Annotated in this window: 24 protein-coding genes; 10 read left to right on the plus strand and 14 right to left on the minus strand. The window is 64.6% G+C overall.

Annotation, left to right across the window (positions count from 1 at the left end; genetic code table 11):
- Positions 1–15: 15 nt before the first annotated feature.
- The gene (locus KUH32_RS08150) at positions 16–1,230 is read right to left on the minus strand and encodes a TsoY family (seleno)protein (RefSeq protein ID WP_217777538.1); all 1,215 of its coding nucleotides are present in this window, start codon (positions 1,228–1,230) and stop codon (positions 16–18) included.
- A gap of 123 nt (positions 1,231–1,353) precedes the next feature.
- On the opposite strand from KUH32_RS08150, the gene KUH32_RS08155 reads away from it, so the two are divergent.
- From KUH32_RS08155 to KUH32_RS08170, 4 genes are all read left to right on the plus strand, one after another.
- Positions 1,354–1,758: a hypothetical protein gene (locus tag KUH32_RS08155; RefSeq protein WP_217777539.1), complete on the plus strand. Its 405-nt coding sequence runs from the start codon at positions 1,354–1,356 to the stop codon at positions 1,756–1,758.
- Between the two features lie 131 nt (positions 1,759–1,889).
- Positions 1,890–5,345, plus strand: a complete 3,456-nt coding sequence (locus KUH32_RS08160) for a chromosome segregation SMC family protein (RefSeq protein WP_217777540.1) — start codon at positions 1,890–1,892, stop codon at positions 5,343–5,345.
- 55 nt (positions 5,346–5,400) lie between these two features.
- Positions 5,401–5,751 carry a hypothetical protein gene (locus KUH32_RS08165; protein ID WP_217777541.1) on the plus strand — a complete coding sequence of 117 codons (351 nt, stop codon included), beginning with the start codon at positions 5,401–5,403 and terminating at the stop codon, positions 5,749–5,751.
- Positions 5,752–5,757: 6 nt separating this feature from the next.
- Positions 5,758–6,630, plus strand: coding sequence for a DMT family transporter (locus KUH32_RS08170; protein WP_217777542.1), 873 nt, complete (start codon positions 5,758–5,760; stop codon positions 6,628–6,630).
- Here KUH32_RS08170 and KUH32_RS08175 read toward each other — a convergent pair.
- Complete coding sequence (locus KUH32_RS08175) at positions 6,600–7,040, minus strand: NUDIX domain-containing protein (RefSeq protein WP_217777543.1); 441 nt, start codon at positions 7,038–7,040, stop codon at positions 6,600–6,602. The genes KUH32_RS08170 and KUH32_RS08175 overlap by 31 nt on opposite strands.
- A gap of 55 nt (positions 7,041–7,095) precedes the next feature.
- On the opposite strand from KUH32_RS08175, the gene KUH32_RS08180 reads away from it, so the two are divergent.
- Positions 7,096–7,863, plus strand: a complete 768-nt coding sequence (locus tag KUH32_RS08180) for an esterase/lipase family protein (protein ID WP_217777544.1) — start codon at positions 7,096–7,098, stop codon at positions 7,861–7,863.
- Positions 7,853–9,013: an alpha-D-ribose 1-methylphosphonate 5-triphosphate diphosphatase gene (locus KUH32_RS08185; RefSeq protein WP_217777545.1), complete on the plus strand. Its 1,161-nt coding sequence runs from the start codon at positions 7,853–7,855 to the stop codon at positions 9,011–9,013. The genes KUH32_RS08180 and KUH32_RS08185 overlap by 11 nt, the downstream gene beginning before the upstream one ends.
- Positions 9,014–9,034: 21 nt before the next feature.
- On the opposite strand, the gene KUH32_RS08190 is transcribed toward KUH32_RS08185, so the two are convergent.
- The 3 genes from KUH32_RS08190 to KUH32_RS08200 all read right to left on the minus strand — a co-directional run bounded on the left by KUH32_RS08190 (position 9,035) and on the right by KUH32_RS08200 (position 10,940).
- Positions 9,035–10,123, minus strand: coding sequence for a 5-(carboxyamino)imidazole ribonucleotide synthase (locus KUH32_RS08190; protein ID WP_217777546.1), 1,089 nt, complete (start codon positions 10,121–10,123; stop codon positions 9,035–9,037).
- 38 nt (positions 10,124–10,161) lie between these two features.
- Positions 10,162–10,650 (minus strand): 5-(carboxyamino)imidazole ribonucleotide mutase, encoded by a 489-nt coding sequence (gene purE / locus KUH32_RS08195; protein WP_217777547.1) that lies wholly within the window; start codon positions 10,648–10,650, stop codon positions 10,162–10,164.
- 65 nt (positions 10,651–10,715) lie between these two features.
- Positions 10,716–10,940, minus strand: a complete 225-nt coding sequence (locus KUH32_RS08200; RefSeq protein WP_217777548.1) for a YdcH family protein — start codon at positions 10,938–10,940, stop codon at positions 10,716–10,718.
- Between the two features lie 156 nt (positions 10,941–11,096).
- Between KUH32_RS08200 and KUH32_RS08205 the strand changes: the two genes are divergently transcribed.
- Entirely contained in the window at positions 11,097–11,507 is a 411-nt protein-coding gene (locus KUH32_RS08205) for an Hsp20 family protein (RefSeq protein WP_217777549.1), read from the plus strand.
- A 4-nt stretch (positions 11,508–11,511) separates the two neighbouring features.
- Complete coding sequence (locus KUH32_RS08210) at positions 11,512–11,739, plus strand: DUF1150 family protein (RefSeq protein ID WP_217777550.1); 228 nt, start codon at positions 11,512–11,514, stop codon at positions 11,737–11,739.
- A 33-nt stretch (positions 11,740–11,772) separates the two neighbouring features.
- On the opposite strand, the gene KUH32_RS18570 is transcribed toward KUH32_RS08210, so the two are convergent.
- The gene (locus KUH32_RS18570; RefSeq protein ID WP_217777551.1) at positions 11,773–12,612 is read right to left on the minus strand and encodes a M23 family metallopeptidase; all 840 of its coding nucleotides are present in this window, start codon (positions 12,610–12,612) and stop codon (positions 11,773–11,775) included.
- Between the two features lie 167 nt (positions 12,613–12,779).
- Between KUH32_RS18570 and KUH32_RS08220 the strand changes: the two genes are divergently transcribed.
- Complete coding sequence (locus KUH32_RS08220; RefSeq protein ID WP_217777552.1) at positions 12,780–13,889, plus strand: serine/threonine protein kinase; 1,110 nt, start codon at positions 12,780–12,782, stop codon at positions 13,887–13,889.
- A gap of 66 nt (positions 13,890–13,955) precedes the next feature.
- Here the strand turns inward: KUH32_RS08220 and KUH32_RS08225 are convergent, their stop codons facing one another.
- From KUH32_RS08225 to trxB, 3 genes are all read right to left on the minus strand, one after another.
- The gene (locus tag KUH32_RS08225) at positions 13,956–16,028 is read right to left on the minus strand and encodes a bifunctional sulfate adenylyltransferase/adenylylsulfate kinase (RefSeq protein ID WP_217777553.1); all 2,073 of its coding nucleotides are present in this window, start codon (positions 16,026–16,028) and stop codon (positions 13,956–13,958) included.
- 183 nt (positions 16,029–16,211) lie between these two features.
- Entirely contained in the window at positions 16,212–16,538 is a 327-nt protein-coding gene (locus KUH32_RS08230; protein ID WP_217777554.1) for a ribonuclease E inhibitor RraB, read from the minus strand.
- 1 nt (position 16,539) lies between these two features.
- Complete coding sequence (trxB, locus tag KUH32_RS08235) at positions 16,540–17,544, minus strand: thioredoxin-disulfide reductase (RefSeq protein WP_217777555.1); 1,005 nt, start codon at positions 17,542–17,544, stop codon at positions 16,540–16,542.
- 204 nt (positions 17,545–17,748) lie between these two features.
- Between trxB and KUH32_RS08240 the strand changes: the two genes are divergently transcribed.
- Positions 17,749–18,249 (plus strand): Lrp/AsnC family transcriptional regulator, encoded by a 501-nt coding sequence (locus KUH32_RS08240; RefSeq protein WP_217777556.1) that lies wholly within the window; start codon positions 17,749–17,751, stop codon positions 18,247–18,249.
- A 3-nt stretch (positions 18,250–18,252) separates the two neighbouring features.
- Here KUH32_RS08240 and KUH32_RS08245 read toward each other — a convergent pair whose 3' ends face one another.
- The 5 genes from KUH32_RS08245 to lgt form a co-directional block, all read right to left on the minus strand.
- Positions 18,253–18,930, minus strand: a complete 678-nt coding sequence (locus tag KUH32_RS08245) for a Hint domain-containing protein (RefSeq protein WP_217777557.1) — start codon at positions 18,928–18,930, stop codon at positions 18,253–18,255.
- Positions 18,931–19,254: 324 nt separating this feature from the next.
- The gene (locus tag KUH32_RS08250; protein WP_217777558.1) at positions 19,255–19,401 is read right to left on the minus strand and encodes a hypothetical protein; all 147 of its coding nucleotides are present in this window, start codon (positions 19,399–19,401) and stop codon (positions 19,255–19,257) included.
- Positions 19,402–19,529: 128 nt separating this feature from the next.
- The gene (gene pgeF, locus KUH32_RS08255) at positions 19,530–20,285 is read right to left on the minus strand and encodes a peptidoglycan editing factor PgeF (RefSeq protein WP_217777559.1); all 756 of its coding nucleotides are present in this window, start codon (positions 20,283–20,285) and stop codon (positions 19,530–19,532) included.
- Positions 20,282–21,346, minus strand: coding sequence for a class I SAM-dependent methyltransferase (locus KUH32_RS08260; protein ID WP_217777560.1), 1,065 nt, complete (start codon positions 21,344–21,346; stop codon positions 20,282–20,284). Before KUH32_RS08260 ends, pgeF begins: the two co-directional genes overlap by 4 nt.
- Entirely contained in the window at positions 21,343–22,236 is an 894-nt protein-coding gene (gene lgt, locus KUH32_RS08265; RefSeq protein ID WP_217777561.1) for a prolipoprotein diacylglyceryl transferase, read from the minus strand. Before lgt ends, KUH32_RS08260 begins: the two co-directional genes overlap by 4 nt.
- Between the last annotated feature and the right edge of the window lie 13 nt (positions 22,237–22,249).

Genomic DNA, 22,249 nt, shown 5'->3' on the forward strand with positions numbered 1-22,249 from the left:
CCCGAGTGAGGAAGGTCACTCGGCCGGCACGGCCAAGGCGTCGCGCGGCGTGCCGAAGTGTTGACGGTTGAGCCGGAACACCAGCCAGATTGCGATAACCTGCGCGGCGATGGCAAAGGCGGTGGCGCCCCAATAGGCCACCCCGAACTTCGCGATCATGCCCGAAGCGACCAGACCCTTGTTGACGAAGAAGTGGATCATGACCGACAGGGCCACCGCCGGGCACACCAGCGCGTAGGAACCGGGCGAGGTCTTCGGCCCTGTCACGAAGTCGGTGAAATACCCCTGCGCTTTCAGAACGACGGCACCCAAACCCAGAAAGGCGAGTTGGATCGACAGCAGACGCGTGAGGAAGACCAGCGTCTCGCCATCGCTTGCGTGGACGTCGAAGGTGGTATGCAGCCCGTGGTTCTGGCGCAGGAACATGATGCCCAGCACCGTGACGATCGGAATCACGATCATCAGCGTCGGTCCGGCCTCGCGCGCGGTGCCGTGCTGCAGCATCGAGCTGACGGCGCTTGTCGCGGCAAGGATGGTGTAGAGAATTGCCGTGATGCCCAAGAAGGTCGACACCATCAGGGAAATCCCGACGGTTGCGGGGTTCGTGCTCATTGCCGCTGGCGCAGCGAAACCCACCGCGACCATCGACACGGCGAAAGCCGGCAGAAGCTGGGCAAACGAGTTGTGTGCGGTGACGTCGAAGACACCGCCCTTGGACAGAACCCGGCCAAGAAAGGCACCGATGATCCGAAAGGCCAAAACACCGATCGCGGCAAAGGCGATCATCGCCAGCGGGAACAGGTATTCGACCACCGACCACAGGCCGGGGACAAAGACCAGCCCGACGATGAACATCGCGTTCACCGTCATCGCCAGGGCCAGCGGCATGGCCAGCAGGGTCGATTCCGCGTTGGAGGCGCGCAGGGCGGCATAGCCTTCTGTTTGTTTGAACTGCGCCAGGGCACCGAGATTCCAGGCGAGGGATTTCACGTTGAGAAACGCGAATACGGCGATCCCGATCCAGGCGATGACGATCGCGGACTGCAATGCCGGGCTGCCGGTTGCGAAGGCGCTCATGATGTCCTCGAAGATCGGAACGGGGCGGCCCGGATGCGGCACCCAGAACATCAGGAACATGAAGAAACTAACCGTGATCCCGCCGGCCCCGAGCGAGGCCAGGAAGTAGATCGGCGAATAGCTGTCAGACGGTTTTCGGGATGTGTCAGCCATGGTGGCCTCCATATGTATTCGGTATATGGAATATATAAGCATTCATTTTGTGGAATGTAAACTGCGGCAATCTGGCCTTGGCGATTCACCGGTTGTTAAGGATGTATGTCAGAGGCTTGCGCCATGCGTGTTCCGGCCGTTTTCTGCGCCTTGCTTCTGATGTCCTGCGACGCAGCCGGTCCCGGTTTTCGCGGTGCCGACAAGGTCGTGCGTGAGGTCGACGGATCACGCTTCACCCTGCGCTTCCGTGGCAATCTCGTCGAAGCGATCCGCACAAGCCCCGAATTCCTGCCGCGGTTTCCCGATGTGGCGCGCAAGGCGGCCATTGCCGCCGACACTGCCACGGGCTGCAAGACCGCCTGGGTCGTCGGTGACCCCGCGATGATGACGATCGGACAATCCTGCAACGGGGAAAAGGCTCCGCCGAAACCCAAACGCCGCAAGTCTTATACGTGCGATCTGTTCGACGTGCGCTATTCGCCGGCGTTGGACAGCGGCGCCGGGACGCTGAACTGCACGCTCGACTAGGCGCCGTGCCGTGTAGCTCAATATATTGTGGATAAGGAGGCAGGTTATCCCACATGCTGCGCAAAGGCGTTGACTCGTGGCGGGTCGGGTCGGCACAGTCACCTGCAAACGGGAATCGGGACCAGCCAGCCTTGCGGTTTTCAAAACTCAGACTGACCGGCTTTAAAAGCTTCGTCGATCCGACCGACCTGGTGATCGCGGACGGGCTGACCGGTGTGGTCGGGCCTAACGGATGCGGCAAGTCGAACCTGCTCGAGGCGTTGCGTTGGGTAATGGGCGAAAACCGCCCGACCGCGATGCGCGGCGATGGCATGGAGGACGTGATCTTTGCCGGGGCCGCGTCGCGTCCGGCCCGCAACTTTGCCGAGGTGGCGCTGACGATCGACAACTCGGAACGGCTTGCGCCATCGGGCTTCAACGACCAGGACCAGCTGGAGATCGTGCGGCGCATCACCCGCGATGTCGGTTCGGCCTACAAGACCAATGGCAAGGACGTGCGCGCCCGTGACGTTCAAATGCTGTTCGCCGATGCCGCGACCGGCGCGCATTCGCCCGCGCTTGTCCGGCAGGGACAGATTTCTGAACTGATCAACGCAAAGCCCAAGAACCGCCGCAAGGTGCTGGAAGACGCGGCGGGAATCGGCGGATTGTACCAACGCCGCCACGAAGCCGAACTCAAGCTCAAGAACACCGAAGCCAACCTGTTGCGGGTCGATGACGTCCTGGAACAGCTGGCCGCGCAACTGGCGCAGTTGGAACGGCAGGCCCGACAGGCCGCACGCTATCGTGCGATCGGCGAAGAGCTGCGCCGCGCCGAAGGCCTTTTGCTTTATCGCCGCTGGCGCGAAGCCGACGAGGCGCGGACCGTGGCGCTGGCCAAGCTCAAGGACCGCACCACCGAGGCGGCACAGGCCGAAGCCGCCGCGCGCAAGGCCGAGGCAGTGCGCGAGCAGGCCGAGAGCGTGCTGCCGCCACGTCGCGAAGAAGAGGCCGTCGCCGCCGCGATCCTGCAGCGACTGACGGTGCAGCGCGACACCTTGCAGGAAGAGGAGCAGCGCGCCGCGGACACGATCGACACGCTGACGCGACGGATCGAACAGCTGACGCTCGATATCGATCGCGAGTCGGGTCTCAATCGCGATGCGGGCGAAACGATCCAGCGGCTGGAATGGGAAGCCCAGGAACTGGCCAAGGCCGCCGAAGGCCACGACGATCGTCTGGCGGCCTACGCCGAGGCTGCGCGCGAGGCGGCGGGCGTTCTTCAGGAACGCGAGGCCGACCTGGCCAAATCCACCGAGGATGTCGCGCGCTTGGCCGCACGACATCAATCCGCGCACCGTTACCTGGCCGATTGCCGGAAGACCGTCGAGCGCGGCGAGACCGAAGCCGCAAAGGCGCGTGCCGCCGTTTCCGATGCCGAAGCCCAGCTGAAGCGGTCCGAAACCGCCCTGAAGGAAGCTGCAGCGCGACAGACCGAGGCACAGTCATTGGCGCAGCGGGCCGAAGCGGTTCTGTCCGAGGCCGAAGTCGCCCGGGCCGAAACCCAGGGCAGTGAAGCCGACGCCCGCGCAACCCGGTCCGAGGCCGAAGGCGAGGCGACCGCGCTGAGAGCCGAAGTCGCCGCACTCACAAAGCTCCTCGGGCGCGATTCGGCCGACGGCGGCCAGTTGCTGGATCAGGTGCGCGTGGCGCCGGGCTATGAAAAGGCGCTCGGTGCGGCGCTGGCCGACGATTTGCGCGCGCCGGTTGTCGGTCCGGGCGCGGGATCGGGCTGGATCGACCTGCCGGGCTATGATGACGAACTTTCGCTGCCGGCGGGTGTGGATCGACTGGGCGACCATGTAACCGTGCCGGGGGTGCTGGCGCGCCGGATGGCTCAGATCGGTCTGGTGAATGCCGCCGAGGGCGCGGCGTTGCAGCCTTCGTTGCGCCCCGGCCAGAGACTGGTCAGCCGCGAAGGCGACGTGTGGCGGTGGGACGGGTTTTGTGCCCGGGCCGAAGACGCGCCCTCGGCCGCAGCGCTGCGGCTGGAACAGCGCAACCGGCTTGCGGCGTTGGAGCAGGAACTGGAACGGGCCGAGACCCGCGCGGCGGCTGCACGGGCCGAACATGATGCGCTGGTGCGCCGAATGGCCGAACTGACCGAGGCGGACAAGTCCGCCCGAGCCGCCCGCCGCGAGGCGGATCAGGCCCTGACCGACGCCGCCCGCGCCCATAACCGCGCCGAGGCCGACCGAAACCTGGCCGAAGGAAAGCTGGAAAGCCTGGCGCTGGCCGTGCGGCGGCACGAGGACGAGGCCGCCGTCGCCCGTGCGCAATTGGCCGAGGCCGAAAAGGCGGTTGCGGACCTGGATGATCTCGACGCAGCGCGCGCCGAGGTCGAAGATATCAAGACGACCGTCGAAGCGGCGCGCATGACCATGATGACCAAGCGTTCCGCACACGACGAACTGCGCCGCGAGGGCGAAGCGCGTACCGGTCGGCGCCAGCAGGTCGCCAAGGAATTGTCGGGGTGGCGTCATCGCCTGGAGACAGCCGAAACGCGCGGGCGTGAACTGGCCGAACGCAAGGACGCAACCGAAGCGGAATTGGAAAGCGCGCGGTCCATGCCCGCGCAATTGGCCTCGAAGCGCGAAGAACTGGTTGCCGCGATGACCGCCGCCGACGCCCGGCGCGCGACCGCGGCCGATGCCCTGTCGGTGGCCGAGGGTGCGCTGCGCGAGGCCATAGCAGCGGAACGCGACGCCGAAAGAAAGGCCGGCGAGGCGCGCGAAGCCCGCGCCCGGGCCGAGGCGCTTGCCGAAGCCGCCGCCGAAACCGTCACGCATGCCGCGGAACGGATCTCGGAGGAATTGGAGACGACGCCGCGCAAGCTGCTCGAACAACTCGATACCGATCCGGACCGCATGCCACCCGCCGACCAGATCGAGGCGGATGTCAGCCGGCTCAAGCGCCAGCGCGATGCGTTGGGCGCGGTGAACCTGCGGGCCGAGGAAGACGCCCGCGAGGTTCAGCAGGAACACGACACGCTGCTTTCTGAAAAAACGGACCTGGAAGAAGCCGTGCGCACCCTGCGATCGGGCATCAACAGTCTGAACCGCGAAGGCCGCGAACGGCTGCTGACGGCCTTCGAACAGGTCAACAGCAATTTCACCCTGTTGTTCAAGCACCTGTTCAATGGCGGCGAGGCCAACCTGGTGATGGTCGAAAGCGACGATCCGCTTGAAGCCGGCCTGGAAATCATGTGTCAGCCTCCGGGCAAGAAACTGTCGACCCTGTCGTTGCTGTCGGGCGGCGAACAGACGCTAACCGCGCTTGCGCTGATCTTCGCGGTCTTCCTGGCAAACCCTGCGCCGATCTGCGTGCTCGACGAGGTCGATGCCCCGCTCGACGATGCCAACGTCACCCGTTTCTGCGACATGCTGGACGAGATGTGCCGCCGCACCGACACGCGCTTTCTGATCATCACACACCACGCGGTGACGATGAGCCGGATGGACCGGTTGTTCGGCGTGACGATGCAGGAACAAGGCGTCAGCCAGCTCGTGTCGGTCGATCTCAAGCGCGCCGAGAAGATGGTCGCGTGATCGTGACGGGCATCGCGATGCCCTCCGCGCTAACCTGGCCGGACGGAGGCGCGCTATGATCCGACCCTTGCTGATCCTGGTTACCCTCGCCAACGCGGCCCAGGCGGAATTCGCGCTTCGCGACGGTGACGAATTGATCGGCCAAGAGGCTTTGGATGTCCGCTTGCGCGGCAACATCCTGACCTTCTTCGACGACGGGCAATCCGAATACTATGTCGACGGGCGCTACACCTACACCTATGCCAACGACGGCGGTACGGCGTATGGCTATTGGCGGATCGACGACGGCGGCGCGGTTTGCATCGAATTCGTCAACGGCTTTGCCCGTTGCGATCTCTATGTGACCAACGGTGCGCGCCTGTTCCTTCTCGACGAAGGCGGATCGCGCTTTCCGGTCAGGCCCTGACGCTCGGTGCGGCTGTTTCTGCTGACTGCCCTGACCATGGTGGCCTTTGCCGCCAATTCCCTGCTGAACCGCGCGGCCCTGGCCAGTGGCAGCATCGACGCGGTCGGTTTCGGCGCGATCCGGCTTGTCTCTGGGGCCGTGGCGCTGGTCGTTCTGGTGTTGCTGTTGCGCGGCAATCTGCGGTTGGGCGGACCGGGCAGGGTTCTGGCGATTGCCGGGCTGTTCATCTACATCTTCGGCTTTTCGGCGGCCTACATGTCGCTCGATGCCGGCCTGGGTGCGTTGATCCTGTTCGGCACAACGCAGGTCACCATGTTTGCGGGGTCGCTTTTGGGTGGCGAGCGCCCGCCCGGGCGGCGCTGGATCGGAGCGCTCATCGCCTTCGGCGGACTGGCTTGGCTATTGTGGCCGGGCGAGGACGCGCAGATCAGCGCGATCCACGGTTTCGCCATGTTGCTGGGCGGCGTCGGATGGGGGCTCTACTCGTTGGCGGGGCGCGCGTCGCGCGATCCCTTGGCCTCGACGGCGGCAAATTTCGTGCTGACCGCGCCGCTGGCGCTGGCGGTCGTGCCTTTCCTGCCGGCCCAGTTGGAACCGGTCGCGATGACCGGGGTCGGGATCACCCTCGCCGTCGTGTCCGGGGCCGTCACCTCGGGGTTGGGCTATGCCTTGTGGTATTCGATCCTGCCACGGCTCGATGGCACCGTGGCGGCGGTGGCCCAGTTGACCGTTCCGGTGATCGCGATGGCAGGGGGGATGATCCTGCTGGGCGAGGTTCTGACCGCGCGCTTCGCCGTCGCGGCCATCCTCGTGCTCGGCGGTGTCGCCCTGTCGGTCGTGCGCTGGCCTCAGCTCCAGATCCGTTCCAGGGGATCGTAGCCCAGACCGTCCGACCAGGCGATGTCCGGCAGGGAACCTGGTCGCAGCCGGATGTTCGCGACTTCTTCCCGGCTGAACAGGTGCCGGCTGTGCACGACCCCTTCGGGATCCGGCCAATCGGCCGAGAGCGTCCCCTGTGTGATCCAGCAGCGAAAGAACACCTCGACCTGGTGGAACCCGCGATCGGGATCGTGGAATTCGTTGACCAGGCAAGGTGCGCCCACCGACACGGTCAGACCCGTTTCCTCGTGCACTTCCCGGACCAGGTTCTCCGGCAGGCTCGCGCCGCGCTCGACCCCGCCGCCCGGCGCGCACCACAGATCGGATTGCTTTCCGGGATAGGCATTGACCAGCAAGAGGCGGTTGTCGTGCAGGATCACGGCGCGGACGGCAAGGCGGGGACTGGGCATCGGCAGGCTCCTTTCGCGCTTTCATAGGGCGCCGCGGCGCGGTATCTCAAGCGCCATGCGCCTGGTTCTTGTCCTTGTCCTGTCCCTGACCGGCCTGCCCGCCGCGGCGCAGGACTGCATCGTCATGTTGCACGGTCTGGCGCGGACGCAGTATTCGCTGGCCGTCATGGCGCAGGTCTTCCGCTGGCGCGGATACGAGGTGATCGTGCCGGGCTACCCGTCGACAGAGGCGCGGGTGCAGGAACTGGCCGATGACGTCCTGCCGCGTGCACTGGAGCAATGCGGCGATCGGACGGTGCATTTCGTCACGCATTCGATGGGCGGCATCCTGCTGCGCTTCTGGCTGCGGGACCGGCGGCCGGAGAACCTGGGCCGCGTGGTCATGCTGGCGCCGCCAAACCAGGGCAGCGAACTGGTCGACGAACTGGGTGGATGGGAGATCTTTCGCTGGATCAACGGACCGGCGGGCGCACAGCTCGGCACCGGGCCCGAGGACCTGCCGCGCCTGCTGCCGCCTGTCGATTTCCCGCTGGGTGTGATCGCCGGGACGCAATCGCTGAATCCGGCCTTTTCTGCGATCATACCCGGACTGGACGATGGCAAGGTGTCTGTCCGTTCGACGCGGGTCGCGGGGATGAGCGCTTTCATCGCGATGCCGGTCACCCATACCTTCATCATGCAATCCCCGGCCGTGATGGCCCAGGTCGCGCTTTATCTCGAAGAAGAGCGCTTTGATCGAGACCTCGACTGGACCGAATTCTTCGACGCGGCAGAAATGGCCTGCGAGATCCTGCGCTGTCCCGGAGAAGGCGATGGCAATTGAGCTGACGCTGACCGGCGCGCGGATCTTGCGGCCGCAGGGCTGGGACAGTGGACCGCTGGCCTTTGCCGGCGGCGTGTTCAGCGACGCAGCGCAGGGCCGCGCGGTCGATCTGCACGGCTACGACGTTCTGCCGGGCATCGTGGACCTGCACGGTGACGGGTTCGAGCGGCACATGGCACCGCGGCGGGGGGCCTTGCGGGAAACCGATGCCGGGATGGTTGCGGTGGCTGCCGAACTGGCTGCGAACGGGATCACCACCGCCTTTCTTGCACAGTTCTGGAGTTGGGAAGGCGGCTTGCGCGGCCCGGATTTCGCCGAAACGGTTTTCGCCTCGGTCGCCCGTGTCGCGCCCGGCCTGCCGGTCGATCTACGCCTTCAGATGCGGCTGGAGACGCATTTCGTCGAAAGCTTCGACCGGGCGATGGCGGCGATCCGCGAATTCGGGATCGGTTATGTCGTCTTCAACGATCACCTGCCGCATGACCGCCTGGCGCAAGGCCGCCGCCCGCCGCGTCTGACCGGGCAGGCGTTAAAAAGCGGCCGCAATCCCGAGGACCATCTGGCCTTGATGCAACGCCTGCATGACGCGGGCGGCACCGTGCCAAAGATCCTCGACGGGATTTGTGCTCAGCTTGTCGATGCGGGCATTCGCATCGGCAGCCACGATGACACCGATCGGGCGCGGCGCAACGTCTGGCGGCGACGCGGTGCCGACATCGCGGAATTCCCCGAAACCATGGACGCTGCACAGGCCGCGCGCGATGCCGGCGATGCGGTGATCATGGGTGCGCCCAACGTGGTGCGCGGTGCCAGCCATGCCGGCAAGATCGCAGCGCGTGACGTGATTGCTGCCGGGCTTTGCGATGCGCTGGCCTCGGACTACCATTATCCGTCGCCGTCGCGGGCGGCGCGCCGCTGCGTGGAACTCGGGTTGCTGGACGATGCCGATGCCTGGCGACTGGTGTCGGATGGTCCCGCGCGGGTCTTGGGATTGACCGACCGCGGTCGGCTGCAGCCGGGGCTACGGGCGGATTTCGTGATAGCCGAGCGCGAAACGGGACGCATCGCCGCGACCTTTGCCCAGGGGCAGGTTGCGTTCATGTCCGGCCGTGTCGCAGACCGGTTTCTCATGGGCGACAAAAGCCTTTGAAGGCTTTTGCAAATCTCTTGATCAAGAGATTTGGTCGCGCCCGGTCCGCAGGATGTGATTGACGTGACCCATCTTGCGGCCGGCCTTGATCTCGGCCTTGCCGTACAGATGCAATGCGCAATCGGCCTTGCCGGCAAGATCCGGCACCCTGTCCATGTCGTCCCCGATCAGGTTTTCCATCCGGACATCGGCATAGCGGCCGCCATCGCCCAGTGGCCAGCCCGCCACCGCGCGGATATGCTGTTCGAACTGGTCGACGGTGCAGCCATTCTGCGTCCAATGGCCGGAATTGTGCACCCGCGGTGCGATTTCGTTCACGATCAGCCCCTGCGGCGTCACGAACAACTCCACCCCCATGACGCCCACATAGTCCAGCGCGTTCAGGATGCGCCCGGCCAGCAGAACCGCGTCGGTGCGCTGCGCGGTGCTCAGCCGGGCAGGGACCGTGGTGGTGCGCAGGATGCCACCTTGGTGGACGTTTTCGCCCGGGTCATAGGCCGACACGGTGCCGTCGGCCGCACGGGCGGCGATCACCGACACTTCGTGCGAGAAATCGACGAAGCCTTCAAGGATCGCAGGTGCGCCCTGCATGGTGTCCAGCGCCGCGGCGGCGTCCTTGGCGCTTTGCAGGCGGGCCTGGCCCTTGCCATCATAGCCCAGCCGCCGCGTCTTGAGGATCGACGGTGTGCCGATCTCGGCCAAAGCGACGGCCAGCGTGGCGGCATCGTCGACCGCGGCATAGGGTGCCGTCTGCAGGCCAAGCGAGGTCAGGAAATCCTTTTCCGTCAGACGGTCCTGGCTGATCCGCAGCGCTTCTCGCCCCGGGCGGATCGGTTTGCGGCCTTCCAGAAGGTCCAGCGCGGTCGTGGGGATATTCTCGAATTCGTAGGTGATGACGTCGACCGCATCGGCGAAGTCGGCCAACGCTTGAGCGTCCTCGTAGGTGGCGGTGGTCACCGCGTCGGCGACCTGCCCGGCGGGCGGGTTGGCGCCCGGTTCGTAGATGTGGCAGCGAAAGCCAAGCCGGGATGCCGCCACGGACAGCATCCGGCCCAGTTGGCCACCGCCGAGAATGCCGATCACGGCGCCAGTGCGAAGAGCATGTATCATGGCCGTTCCTTGCCGGGATCGCGCCGACGATGCAAGCGTCAGCTGGCGGTCGGGTCGTGGGGGATCGATGCCGAGAGTGCGGCGCGCCAATCGTCGAGCCGTTTCGCCAGCGCGGGATCGTTGAGCGCCAGGATACCCGCCGCCATCAGGCCCGCATTGGCGGCGCCCGCGGCACCGATCGCCATCGTCGCCACGGGGTAACCGCGTGGCATCTGGACGATGGAATACAGGCTGTCGACGCCGTTCAGCGCCTTGGTCTGGACCGGCACGCCGATCACCGGGACGCGGGTCTTGGACGCCATCATGCCAGGCAGGTGCGCCGCACCGCCGGCCCCGGCAATGATGACCTGCAAGCCGCGTTCGACCGCGGTCTTGCCGTAATCCCAAAGCCGATCCGGTGTACGGTGCGCCGAAACGATGCGGGTTTCGTAGCGCACGCCGAGCGTGTCCAGCATTTCCGCAGCTTCCTGCATCGTCGGCCAGTCCGACTGACTGCCCATGATGATGCCGACCTTCGCGTCTGACATGCGCTCATCCACCTTGTTTCGAGCCGCGGACTATAGTGGATCGCGGCGCGGGGGCAATGGGGCGCTCAGGCGATGATGTCGGGGGTGAGGCGGTCTTCGATCAGCGCGATCAGGTCTTTCAGCCGCAGTTTCTTCTTCTTCAATCGCTGAAGCGTCAGTTGATCGGCCGTGCCGCGTTCCTGCAGCGCACGGATCGCTTCGTCGAGATCGCGGTGTTCGCGCCGGAAGACCTCGAGTTCGACGCGCAGGACCTCGTCTGTTTTCATGGACAGATCGGTGGGTGCGTTCATTCCGGTTCCCGTTTGAGCAAGTCCACAGGCCGTGATCTTAGCAAGGCATGGTTCAAACCGAAAGGGCTTGCAGGTCTTTGGTCGGCTTCCCATATTTTCCGCGTGGATCGCCGGAATCGGGGTCTGCGGACGGTCGCTTTTGGCAAGGACATGTCGATGACAAAACTTACCCTGGGGTCATACCCGCACATGCTCGGGTTCGAGCAACTCGAACGCCTGCTGGAACGCACGGCGAAATCCAGCGAAGGCTACCCGCCGTTCAACATCGAACAAACGTCCGATCATTCCTATCGGATCACGCTGGCCGTGGCCGGGTTTTCCGAAGGCGATCTTTCGATCACCGTCGAGGACCGGCAACTGGTCATCCGTGGTCGTCAGCGCGACGACGGTGCCGACCGGGTGTTCCTGCACCGCGGAATAGCGGCGCGGCAGTTTCAGCGGTCCTTCGTGCTGGCCGATGGCGTCGAGATCGGCGAGGCGGTCATGGAAAACGGTTTGCTGCATATCGACCTGTCGCTCAGCCGGCCGGAAACCGTGGTGCAAACGATCCAGATCAGGAAGGGGTAGGCACATGCATACGAAATACGATCTCAGCCAATTCGACGACGACCGTATCGTTTATGTCCGGTCGGTCGCGGCCAAGGATCTGCCTCAGGACGTGCAGGCGCAACTGGGCGGCGTGAAAACGCTGTATGCGGTGCACAATGCCGATGGCGAACGGCTGGCTTTGGTCAAGGATCGCCGGTTGGCCTTCATGTTGGCCCGCCAGCACGACATGGCGCCGGTCACCGTGCACTGACCGGTTTCCGTCACGGTTGAACCGGGCCCAGCTTCAGCGCGCAACAGCACGTAGACGGCGCCCCTCCCTCGGACACTGGATGGCACCACCCGGCGTATCGAAGCTGACGGGAATGGTCTGGCTGACCGTTCCCCTCGCCCCTATGACCACGTCGAAATGCAGGTGCGGATCGGTCGAATAGCCCGTGTTGCCGGAATACCCGATCAACTGACCGCTTTCGATCTGGTCGCCGGGTGATACCACCGCACCGTTGCGTTGAAGGTGGAAATACCTTGCAAGCGTGCCATCGTCCTGTTCGATCACAACGTAATTGGCGTCATTCTCGAAGTCCCGGCTTGGACCGCCGCTGTCCGACGACTCGACCACCGCAACCGCACGGCCCGATCGGGCCGCGTGAACCGGTGTGCCGACAGGCATGTCGAAATCCACGGCATAGCGATCGTTACCGAAATGCGTGAAACCACCGTCGCAACCCTGCATGATCGCGAAATCCCGTCCGTTCGCATAGGGTAGCCGATACAGTACACGGTCGTCGTGACGCGCGTTGATATCGCCCATGCTCCAGTCGAAGCGGTAGGAATAGGACCACGCGCCGCTGCGAAGGGGCGCCAGTGTCATCAGTTCCACGCGGCTGTCGCCGCGCAGCACGAATGGCCCAGGCGCACCATCGGCGCGTTGCATGTTGCTCAGGTCGAGGTCGATGCTGAGCGTGACGGGCAGATGGGTGAAGCGGTTGATCCCGTAAAGCGTCACTCGGTCGCCATCGCGCTGCGTCTCGACGCAGATCTGGCCGCCTGCGTTGTCACAGGCGATATCGGCCGGGACCGAGATGGGAAAACCAAGAAGAACGGTAAAGAGCAGGGTTCGCAACATGGCGCATCATTCCGCCGTCTTTCCCGGAAAATCAACCGCTTGCCGTGATGGGACCACCGCCGGTGGTCGTGATGCGCCGCACCGCGACCGTCTCAGGTCGCATTCCGCATTGCCGGGCAAGACGGCTTTGCCTACTGCTCCGGATCGGAACGCCGATGGAGGAAGGCATGAACAAGACCGTCGTCAACAGCTGGAACGAATGGGACCCGCTTCGACACGTGATCGTCGGCCGCGCCGATAATTGCCATATCCCGCCCGAGGAACCGGCGCTGGACGCAAAGGTGCCCGAAGACAGCGACATGCGCGGGCAATGGGGCAAGCGCCCGCAAGAAACGATCGACCGCGCCAACGAATTGCTCGACACCTTCGCCGCCCAGTTGCAGGCGCGCGGCATCCGGGTCGACCGCCCGGTGCCCATCGACCATTCCCAACCGGTCACCACGCCGGATTTTCATACCGGCAGCCAGTTCGGCTGCATGCCGCCGCGCGATGTCTTGCTGACGGTGGGTCCGGAGATCCTCGAGGCGACGATGTCGTATCGCTGTCGCTGGTTCGAATACCTGAACTACCGCCCCCTTCTGCAGCGCTACTGGGAGGAAGACCCGAATTTCCGTCACGAGGCCGCACCCAAGCCGCGCCTGACCGATGCCGACTATCACCCCGATTACCTGTCCGAGAAGATCGGCGTCGAGAAGCGGCTGAAATGGGCCGAGGAAAAGCACTTTGTCACAACCGAGGAGGAGCCGCTTTTCGACGCGGCCGACGTGCTGCGTTTCGGTCGGGACCTCGTGGTGCAGCATGGCTTCACCACGAACCTCAAGGGCATCGAATGGCTGCGCCGGCACTTTCCCGATCACCGTGTGCACGCGGTGAACTTTCCGGGGGACCCGTACCCGATCCATATCGACGCGACCTTCACGCCGCTACGCCCCGGGCTGATCCTGAACAACCCGCAGCGCCGGTTGCCAAAGGATCAGCGGGGCATGTTCGAAAAGAACGGGTGGGAGATCGTCGACGCGGCCCAGCCCGCGCACAACGCGCCGCCACCGCTGTGCTATTCGTCGGTCTGGCTGTCGATGAACGTGCTGGTGCTGGACCCGAAAACCGTCTGCGTAGAAAAATCCGAGGTCTACCAGGCCGAGCAGATGGACAAGCTTGGGATGGAGGTCGTGGAGGTCGAGCTGCGCGATGCCTACGCCTTTGGCGGCGGCCTGCATTGCTGCACCGCGGACGTCTACCGCGAGGGCGGGTGCGAGGATTACTTTCCCAACGCGTGAGGCGGGGGATCGGAAACGGAAAACGCCGCGGCTTCAGCCGCGGCGTTTGTCGTCTGGCAGCTCCGTTCACTGCGCGGCGATCAGGCCCATGCTTTCCAGCTTGAGAATGACCTGGTGCGCGCAGTTGTCGACATCCACGTTTTCGGTCTCGACGCGCAGTTCCGGGTTTTCCGGCACGTCATAAGGGTCTGAGATCCCGGTGAATTCCTTGATCTTGCCTTCGCGCGCCAGTTTGTAGAGCCCCTTGCGGTCGCGGCGTTCGCATTCCTCGATGCTGGTCGCGACATGCACTTCGATGAAGGCGCCGAACTGTTCGATCTCTTCACGGACGGCGCGGCGGGTCGTGGCGTAAGGCGCGATGGGTGCGCAGATGGCAATGCCACCGTTCTTGGTGATCTCGGACGCGACATACCCGATGCGGCGGATGTTCAGGTCGCGGTGTTCCTTGGAGAAACCCAACTCCGACGACAGGTTCTTCCGCACGATGTCGCCATCGAGCAGCGTCACCGGGCGGCCGCCCATTTCCATCAGCTTGACCATCAACGCGTTTGCGATGGTCGACTTGCCCGACCCCGAGAAGCCGGTAAAGAAAACGGTAAAGCCCTGCTTGGACCGCGGCGGCCTGGTGCGGCGCAATTCGCGGACCACTTCCGGGAACGAGAACCATTCCGGGATCTCCAGCCCTTCGGAAAGACGGCGCCGCAGCTCTGTGCCGGAGATGTCCAGCACGGTGCAGTCCTCGGGCACTTCGGATACCGGGAAATACTGCGCCTTTTCCTGCACGAAAACCATGTGCTTGAAATCCACCATCTCGAGACCGATTTCGGTCTCGTACTGCTTGAACAGTTCTTGTGCGTCGTAAGGCCCGTAGAAATCCTCGCCCTTGCTGTTCTTGCCCGGGCCGGCGTGGTCGCGGCCGACGATGAAATGCGTGCAGCCGTGGTTCTTGCGGATCAGCCCGTGCCAGACCGCCTCGCGCGGGCCCGCCATGCGCATGGCCAGGTTCAGCAGCGACATGGTGGTGGTCGACGCCGGGTATTTGTCCAATACGGCTTCGTAGCAGCGCACGCGGGTGAAGTGATCGACATCGCCCGGCTTGGTCATGCCGACGACCGGGTGGATCAGAAGGTTGGCCTGGCTTTCCTTGGCGGCGCGGAAGGTCAGTTCCTGGTGCGCGCGGTGCAGCGGGTTGCGGGTCTGAAAGGCGACGACCTTGCGCCAGCCCAGCTTGCGGAAATAGGCGCGCAGTTCGTTGGGGGTATCGCGGCGACCGCGAAAATCGTAGTGGACCGGCTGCTGAATGCCGGTGACCGGACCACCAAGATAGACCTTGCCGGCCGTGTTGTGCAGGTAGTTGACCGCCGGGTGCGCGCTGTCATCGGCACCGAACACCTTCTCGGCTTCGCGTGCCTTGTTGGGCACCCATTTGTCGGTGACCGTCATGGTGGCGAGGATCACGCCTTCCTGGTCGCGCAGGGCGATGTCCTGTCCGATCTCGACTTGGTCGGCGAAGTCTTCCTTGACGTCCAGGGTGATCGGCATCGGCCACAACGTGCCATCGGCCAGGCGCATGTTCTCGACGACGCCGTCGTAATCGGCTTCGGACAAGAACCCCTTGAGCGGGTAGAAGCCGCCGTTCATCAGCAGCTCGAGGTCGCAAATCTGGCGCGGGGTCAGGTCATGGCTGACCAGGTCGGCGGCCTCGACCTTGAGCTTTTGCGCGCTGTCGTAGGAAACGTACAGCTCCGGTATCGGGGCGAGGTAGTTCTGCATCAGTTTGCTCCTGTACTTGAGGGGGGCGAGGCCGCTGGTAGCGCCGGTCAGTTCGGCATGCAGGGCGTCGTATTCGGCGAATTTGCGGGCAAGGAAGCGGTCGGTCAGCCGGGTCTTTTCGGCGGCACCGTGGCTGGTCAGGGCGTAGGTGAACCGCTGTCGGCGGTCCGGGCCGGTCCTGTCGGTGATCTTGACGAACCCTGCGTCGGCGGCGGCGCGCAGATGCGTGTTGAGCCGCCCGAGCGAGATGCCAAGCGCCTTTGCCGTCGCACGCTGCGACGCATCCGGCGCGCCGTCGAGCTGGCGCAGCAGGCGGAAGAGCTGGTCCTCTTCGGGCAGGGAAGATTTGGCCGGCGCGGGTGTCATGGCACGGTCTGCGCAAGTGTGTTCAACTTTGAACGCACTTCACACAGATCGGATCGTCGGAAAACCCCCAAAGTCCGGAACGCGCGATTTGTTGCCGAAAAGCCGCGTTGCACGACTTGCATGGCTGACTGTCTCGGTCGGCCCGTTACATGCGAAACGTCTGCGGCCGGACACGTTCGGCCGTCAGCCTTCGAAACCCCAGCCGTCCGGGGTGAATCCGTGGCGCAGAGCGATGCGCGTGGCGACCTCTTCGCCGAACCAGATGCCCTCGGCGGAAATCACGTGGTCTTGCAGTGTCGCGGCCAGGTAAACGCCGTCCTCATCCTCGACCTCGGAACAGTCATAGCCTTCGTCGTGCAAAGCCGCGACGGCGGCGTCCCAGTTCGCCGCGTCGGATTCGGGCACAAAGAAATAGTCGACATCCGCGATGTCGGGCAGGCCATCCTCGGACAGCGCGCGATAGGTTTCGATTGTTGCTGCCCGCTGCGCGGCGAAATCGTGGTTCGACACGTTATTCCGCCGCCGGGTTTTCGGCGCCGTAGCCCAGCGGCTCGGTTGTCACCTTGCCGGCATCGTCGCCCTGTTCGGCCAGCCAGCGTTCTGCTTCCAGCGCGGCCATGCAGCCCATGCCGGCGCTGGTCACCGCCTGGCGGTACTTGTGGTCGGTCAGGTCGCCCGCAGCGAAAATCCCAGGGATCGAGGTTTCGGTGCTGTCGGGCTTGGTCACGACATAGCCGCCCATGTGGGTTTCCAGCACGTCCTTGACCAATTCGTTGGCCGGGGCGTGACCGATGGCGACGAACACACCGGCGCAGGGAATATCGGTGATCTCGCCCGTCTTCACATGCTTGACGCGCACGCCGGTCACGCCCTTGGGGTTGTCGTCGCCCAACACCTCTTCAAGCTGGTGGAACCAAAGCGGCTCGATTTTGGGATTCTTGAACAGCCGGTCTTGCAGGATCTTCTCTGCGCGCAGCTCGTCCCGGCGGTGGATCAGCGTGACCTTGCTGGCGAAGTTCGTCAGGAACAGAGCCTCTTCCACCGCCGTGTTGCCCCCGCCGATCACGACGATCTCCTTGCCGCGATAGAAGAACCCGTCGCAGGTCGCGCAGGCCGACACGCCGAAACCCTTGAACGCGTCTTCCGACGGCAGGCCCAGCCATTTCGCCCGCGCGCCGGTGGCCAGGATGATCGCATCGGCCGTGTAGACCGTGCCGCTGTCGCCATGTGCCGCGAAGGGGCGGGTGTCGAAATCGATCCTCGTGATGATGTCGCCGATGATCTCGCAGCCCATCGCCTTGGCATGGGCCTCCATACGCACCATCAGGTCAGGGCCCTGCACCTCGGTATCACCCGGCCAGTTCTCGACCTCGGTCGTGGTCGTCAGCTGGCCGCCGGGTTCCAGCCCTTGCACAAGGATCGGGTTCAGCATCGCGCGCGACGCGTAGACGCCCGCCGTATAGCCCGCCGGACCCGAGCCGATGATGAGAACCTTGGTGTGGCGCGTTTCGGACATGGGTCGGCTCCTCTTGGCGGTGTTGCGGGGTCGATATAAAGCCTGTCCGGCGCGGGCAAAAGGCCCGATGCCCAACGTCACGGCAAATGATCGGCGCAACGTGGTCGGCAATCAGCGAAGCGGAAGATTCTTGCGTGAACGCGAAATAATATTGCGCAAACCGGGGTCGGTGCTATAACTTTCGCAGCGAAGCGGGGAAGAAACATGACCGGACACAGGCTTGACGAGATCGACCGAAAGATATTGGCCGAACTTCAGGCAGACGGGCGGATGACCAATGTCGAACTGGCGCGCCGCGTCGGAATTTCGGCGCCGCCCTGTCTGCGGCGGGTGCGCACTCTGGAAGAGCAGGGGTTCATCCGCGGGTATCACGCCGATATCGATCCGCGGTCCTTGGGCTTCGAGGTTCAGGTGTTTGCCATGGTCGGCCTGCAAAGCCAGGCCGAAGCCGATCTGCGCGCCTTCGAGAACCGGTGCCGCGCCTGGTCGCTGGTTCGGGAATGCCACATGCTGAACGGCGAGGTGGATTTCATGCTGAAATGCGTCGCGCCCGACCTGTCGACGTTCCAGAGCTTTCTCACGGGCGATCTGCTGACGGCGCCGAACGTGGCCAGCGTCAAGACGTCGCTGGTGATCCGCGGCGCCAAGGACGAGCCGGGCGTGCCTTTCGACATTCTCGAGGAACGGCTCGGCCGGACGGCCTGACGCTCAGGCGTGCAGGCTTTCCAGTGCGGCCCGTGTCGTGCGTGTCATAGCCAGTTGCCCGAAATCCTCCAACCCTTCGAGATTGGGAAACATCGACAGGAACAGCGCGCGGGTGGCCGCGCTCATGGTCTGGCCGGCACTGTGACCCGGATGGTAGCTTTCCATCTCGATCCCGCCGACCTGCAGGATCGTGTGGCGTTTTAGCATGAGGTGAAAGAGCTGGACGCCGCCGTGGGGCTGAACGCGTAACAACCGGTCGCCGTCCGCAAAATCGGCAACCGGCGCCAGAACGGCATCCTGCCCGATCAGCTCACGCAGTTTTTCGCGCCGCTGCACCATCCGCGCGGCCGGTCCGACCAGCAGGTCGGTGCCCGGACGGCCCAGACCGAACGTGTCGGGGGTGATGCGCGTCAGGTGGGTCAGAATGCTGGCCTCACCGCAATCGCCGGGAACGAAAACGGTCGAACCGATCCACATCACGGGTTCGGACCCGCCGGCGGTTTCGATATAGTCGCCGGGCAGCAGGTCTTCGATCGCCACCGGTCCACGGACGGTCTGAATCAGCGTTCCGCGCGCAAAGGCGGATGTCGCTTCCTCGAAAAGCGGGATGGCCGGGGCGACATGGTTCTGGAACGAGATCGTCAGGTCTGGAAGCAGCGCGGCTGCTTCGTACTTGCGCATGAAATTCGCCGCCCGAGGCTGCGATTCCAGCTCGGCAACGGATCGTGCGTGTTTCGGACCCGGAAAAGGGACATCCAGATTGCGATGGACGCTGGCCATGTGATCACCCCGAAAAGGCTGGTCACATCTTTGCTGGCCCCCACCAACAACGCAGAAGGACGGTTACGGATTACGCGTCCATATTGCGTTCAATCGAACGGCGGCGTCAAAATTGGCCCCGAATGCCGCACATTCGGGTAGCCAATCGGGTTTTTCATTAAGGATTGTCGTCAGCGGGACGACGGTTTCGCCACATTCCGGTTGAGGATGGCGAATCGCGCTTCGTCACGCGCGCTTGAGCGCGACGCGCGGATCGATGCGTTTCGCGACAAAAGCCGCCCGCCGGGCGCCGCGTTGCCAGGGCATGGCGATGTCCGATTCGACCGTGGCGGCCGCGACGATCGACTTGATGAATTTGCGCTGCGTTTTCATTGTCCTGCTCCGTTCAGTCTGGTCCGGGTTCCGCCCGGACCGTTGTTTCACCTATGGAAACTGACTGTGGAATGCGGCGGACTTTTGACAAATTGGGGACAATTCAAGGCGATTTCGCTTGGACGGTCTTACAGCCGGATGACCGAGATCAGGCGTCCATAGTCGGCGGCCTTTTCGTGCGTCGCCCGGCGGTAGGAATAAAAGCGCTCGGCGTCGTTGTAGGTGCAGTGACGGGTCCATTCCGCCCGCACGCCGGCGCTGCGCAGCCGGTGCAGCCCGTAGGCGGGTAGGTCGAAATGCAACCTGTCGTGGCTGCCACCGGCGAAGAACCGGGCGTTGGCGGGGTCTTCGGCCAAGAAGTCGTCGAAGAACTCCGGCCCGACCTCGTAGGCTTGCTGGCTGATTGCAGGGCCGATGACCGCGGTGATAGCCGAGCGCTGCGCCCCGAGTTGTTCCATCGCGTCGATCGTAGCCTCGAGAATCCCCGCCATGGAACCGCGCCATCCGGCATGCGCCGCACCGACCACGCCGTTTTGCGCATCGGCGAACAACACCGGCTGGCAATCGGCGGTCAGGACGGCAAGGGCAAGCCCGGGTGTCGCCGTAACCAGCCCGTCGGCCTTCGGCCGCTCGCCGTTGATCGGCGCCACGAGGCTCAGCACATCGGGGGAATGCACCTGGTGAACCGTCACCAGGTGGTCAGGCGGCACGCCCATCGCATCGGCCACGCGGCCGCGGTTGATCGCCACGATCTCGGATTGGTCGGACGATCCCGGACCGCAATTCAGGCCGGAAAAAACCCCCGAGGACGCGCCGCCCTTGCGGGTAAAGAACCCGTGCCGGACCGTCGAGAGAGCGGCTGAGGTGATGATTTCCAAAGTCATGTCTGCAATCCGGGCGGCAGCGTCGCGCCGGGCGGAAACAGCCCGAGCACCTTGAACACCGAACCCATTTCGTCGGGATGCGTCAACCGGCGATGTGCTGAAACATGCGCGTTCAGCGCCGGGCCGCGCAAACCCCTGGCCAAGGCTTGCGCCCGTTGCGTGATGCCCAGCCGTTCCAGAAAAACGCCTTGGGTGGTCAAACGGGAATGCGCGGCGGGCGACGCTGCGCGGGCCAGCGCCTCGAAATCCACGTGCGCTGTCAGATCGGCCATGCCGGGCGCTGCAAGGGGATTGGCCGGGGCGTGGTTCTGCAGGGCCTGAAGGGTGTCACCAAGGCTGCGCCAGTCGCCGTAGTCGACGATCAGCGCCACACCGCCGCGATCCGCAATTCGCGCGCCGATGGCATGGGCGATGGCGGTTCCGGTGGCGCAGGTCTCGACGATGTCGCCGTCACGGGTATCCTCCACCCGGTGGGACAACGTGGCCAGGTGCGTCGGGTCGGTCAGTCCGACCTGCAGCGCGCCGTCTTGCACTCCGACAACACGTTCCCGCCAGGCCGGTCCGTCGCGGACGAATTGCCGAACGGGCAGCGCATCGAAGAATTCGTTGGCGACCAGGAACAGCGGCATGTCGGGCAGCGTACCGACGGTGTCGTGCCAGCACGGATGGGCCGCATCGAGCGCTGCGGCTTGCGACTTGCGCAAGATCGGCGAGGTTTCCACCAGGTGCAGGCTCATCGCGTCGTGGAAACCCGGCACCGACCGTGTGGCGCGCAATATGTCGGCCATCAGGGTGCCCCGGCCCGGCCCCAGTTCGGCCAGCACAAAGGGCGCGGGCGCGCCCTGGTCCAGCCAGCTTTGCGCGAGGCACAGGCCCAGCAATTCGCCGAACATCTGGCTGATTTCGGGCGCGGTCGTGAAATCGCCGTCTGCGCCCAACGGGTCGCGCGAGGTGTAGTAGCCGTGTTCGGGATGACCCAGGCACTGCGCCATGTACTCGGCCACCGTCACCGGCCCCGAGGCCGCGATCTGGCGTTTCAGCAGATCGAGAAGCGCCGTCATGCGAGAGCGCGCCGCTTTGCCCGGACGACCAGTGCCAGCCCGATCGCGATCATCGGCAGGGTCAGCAATTGGCCCATGGTCAGCCCGTAGCCGCCGACATGCATCGCCAGCCCCAGCGGATTGCCGGGCGACTGGAATTGCGCGTCGGGTTGACGGACGAATTCGACCAGGAAACGGCTGATCCCGTAACCGGCAAAGAACAGGCCCGCCACCAGCCCAGGCTTGCGCAAGGCTCCGGCGCGGAAGGCCAGCCACAGCAGCACGGCACCCAGCAGCAACCCTTCCAGCGCCGCTTCATAAAGTTGCGAAGGGTGGCGCGCGCACAGCGCACCAACCGCTTGCCCGCAATCCTGTGCCAGCGGTCCGGGAAAGATCACGCCCCACGGCGCTTCGGTCGGACGCCCCCAAAGCTCGGCGTTGACGAAATTCGCCAGCCGTCCCAGCAACAGCCCCGGCGGTGTGGCCAGCGCCATCACGTCGGCCGTGGACAGCATCGGGATGCCGTATTTCCGGCAGAACAGAACCGCGGCGACCACGACCCCCAGCAGACCGCCGTGAAAGGCCATGCCGCCCTGCCAGATCGCCAGGATCTCGGCCGGATGCTGCAGGTAGTAGCCGGGCTGGTAGAACAGCACGAAACCCAGCCGACCACCCAGCAGGATACCCAGAATCACCCAGGTCAGCAGGTCTTCGATCTGAGCCGGTGTCATCGGCGCGCGGTTCTCGGGCCACAGGGCTGCGCGCTTGACCGCTGCCACCGCCAGTCGCCAGCCGATCAGGATACCGGCGATATAGGCCAGCGCGTACCAGCGCAGCGCGAATTCCATACCGAAAAGCGCGATGGAAAAGACCTCGGGCGAGAGGTTCGGGAATTGGATGGCGGCCTGCATGCGTCCTGTAGCC

Origin of the sequence: Thalassococcus arenae (assembly GCF_019104745.1) — a bacterium.
GTDB classification, from domain to species: domain Bacteria; phylum Pseudomonadota; class Alphaproteobacteria; order Rhodobacterales; family Rhodobacteraceae; genus Thalassococcus_B; species Thalassococcus_B arenae.

Coding starts and splice junctions, on each gene's coding strand:
- KUH32_RS08150 (WP_217777538.1), bottom strand. CDS start 1,230: ATGGCTGACACATCCCGAAAACCGTCTGACAGCTATTCGCCGATCTAC.
- KUH32_RS08155 (WP_217777539.1), top strand. CDS start 1,354: ATGCGTGTTCCGGCCGTTTTCTGCGCCTTGCTTCTGATGTCCTGCGAC.
- KUH32_RS08165 (WP_217777541.1), top strand. CDS start 5,401: ATGATCCGACCCTTGCTGATCCTGGTTACCCTCGCCAACGCGGCCCAG.
- KUH32_RS08175 (WP_217777543.1), bottom strand. CDS start 7,040: ATGCCCAGTCCCCGCCTTGCCGTCCGCGCCGTGATCCTGCACGACAAC.
- KUH32_RS08180 (WP_217777544.1), top strand. CDS start 7,096: ATGCGCCTGGTTCTTGTCCTTGTCCTGTCCCTGACCGGCCTGCCCGCC.
- KUH32_RS08185 (WP_217777545.1), top strand. CDS start 7,853: ATGGCAATTGAGCTGACGCTGACCGGCGCGCGGATCTTGCGGCCGCAG.
- KUH32_RS08190 (WP_217777546.1), bottom strand. CDS start 10,123: ATGATACATGCTCTTCGCACTGGCGCCGTGATCGGCATTCTCGGCGGT.
- purE (WP_217777547.1), bottom strand. CDS start 10,650: ATGTCAGACGCGAAGGTCGGCATCATCATGGGCAGTCAGTCGGACTGG.
- KUH32_RS08200 (WP_217777548.1), bottom strand. CDS start 10,940: ATGAACGCACCCACCGATCTGTCCATGAAAACAGACGAGGTCCTGCGC.
- KUH32_RS08205 (WP_217777549.1), top strand. CDS start 11,097: ATGACAAAACTTACCCTGGGGTCATACCCGCACATGCTCGGGTTCGAG.
- KUH32_RS08210 (WP_217777550.1), top strand. CDS start 11,512: ATGCATACGAAATACGATCTCAGCCAATTCGACGACGACCGTATCGTT.
- KUH32_RS18570 (WP_217777551.1), bottom strand. CDS start 12,612: ATGTTGCGAACCCTGCTCTTTACCGTTCTTCTTGGTTTTCCCATCTCG.
- KUH32_RS08220 (WP_217777552.1), top strand. CDS start 12,780: ATGAACAAGACCGTCGTCAACAGCTGGAACGAATGGGACCCGCTTCGA.
- KUH32_RS08225 (WP_217777553.1), bottom strand. CDS start 16,028: ATGACACCCGCGCCGGCCAAATCTTCCCTGCCCGAAGAGGACCAGCTC.
- trxB (WP_217777555.1), bottom strand. CDS start 17,544: ATGTCCGAAACGCGCCACACCAAGGTTCTCATCATCGGCTCGGGTCCG.
- KUH32_RS08240 (WP_217777556.1), top strand. CDS start 17,749: ATGACCGGACACAGGCTTGACGAGATCGACCGAAAGATATTGGCCGAA.
- KUH32_RS08245 (WP_217777557.1), bottom strand. CDS start 18,930: ATGCGCAAGTACGAAGCAGCCGCGCTGCTTCCAGACCTGACGATCTCG.
- KUH32_RS08250 (WP_217777558.1), bottom strand. CDS start 19,401: ATGAAAACGCAGCGCAAATTCATCAAGTCGATCGTCGCGGCCGCCACG.
- pgeF (WP_217777559.1), bottom strand. CDS start 20,285: ATGACTTTGGAAATCATCACCTCAGCCGCTCTCTCGACGGTCCGGCAC.
- KUH32_RS08260 (WP_217777560.1), bottom strand. CDS start 21,346: ATGACGGCGCTTCTCGATCTGCTGAAACGCCAGATCGCGGCCTCGGGG.
- lgt (WP_217777561.1), bottom strand. CDS start 22,236: ATGCAGGCCGCCATCCAATTCCCGAACCTCTCGCCCGAGGTCTTTTCC.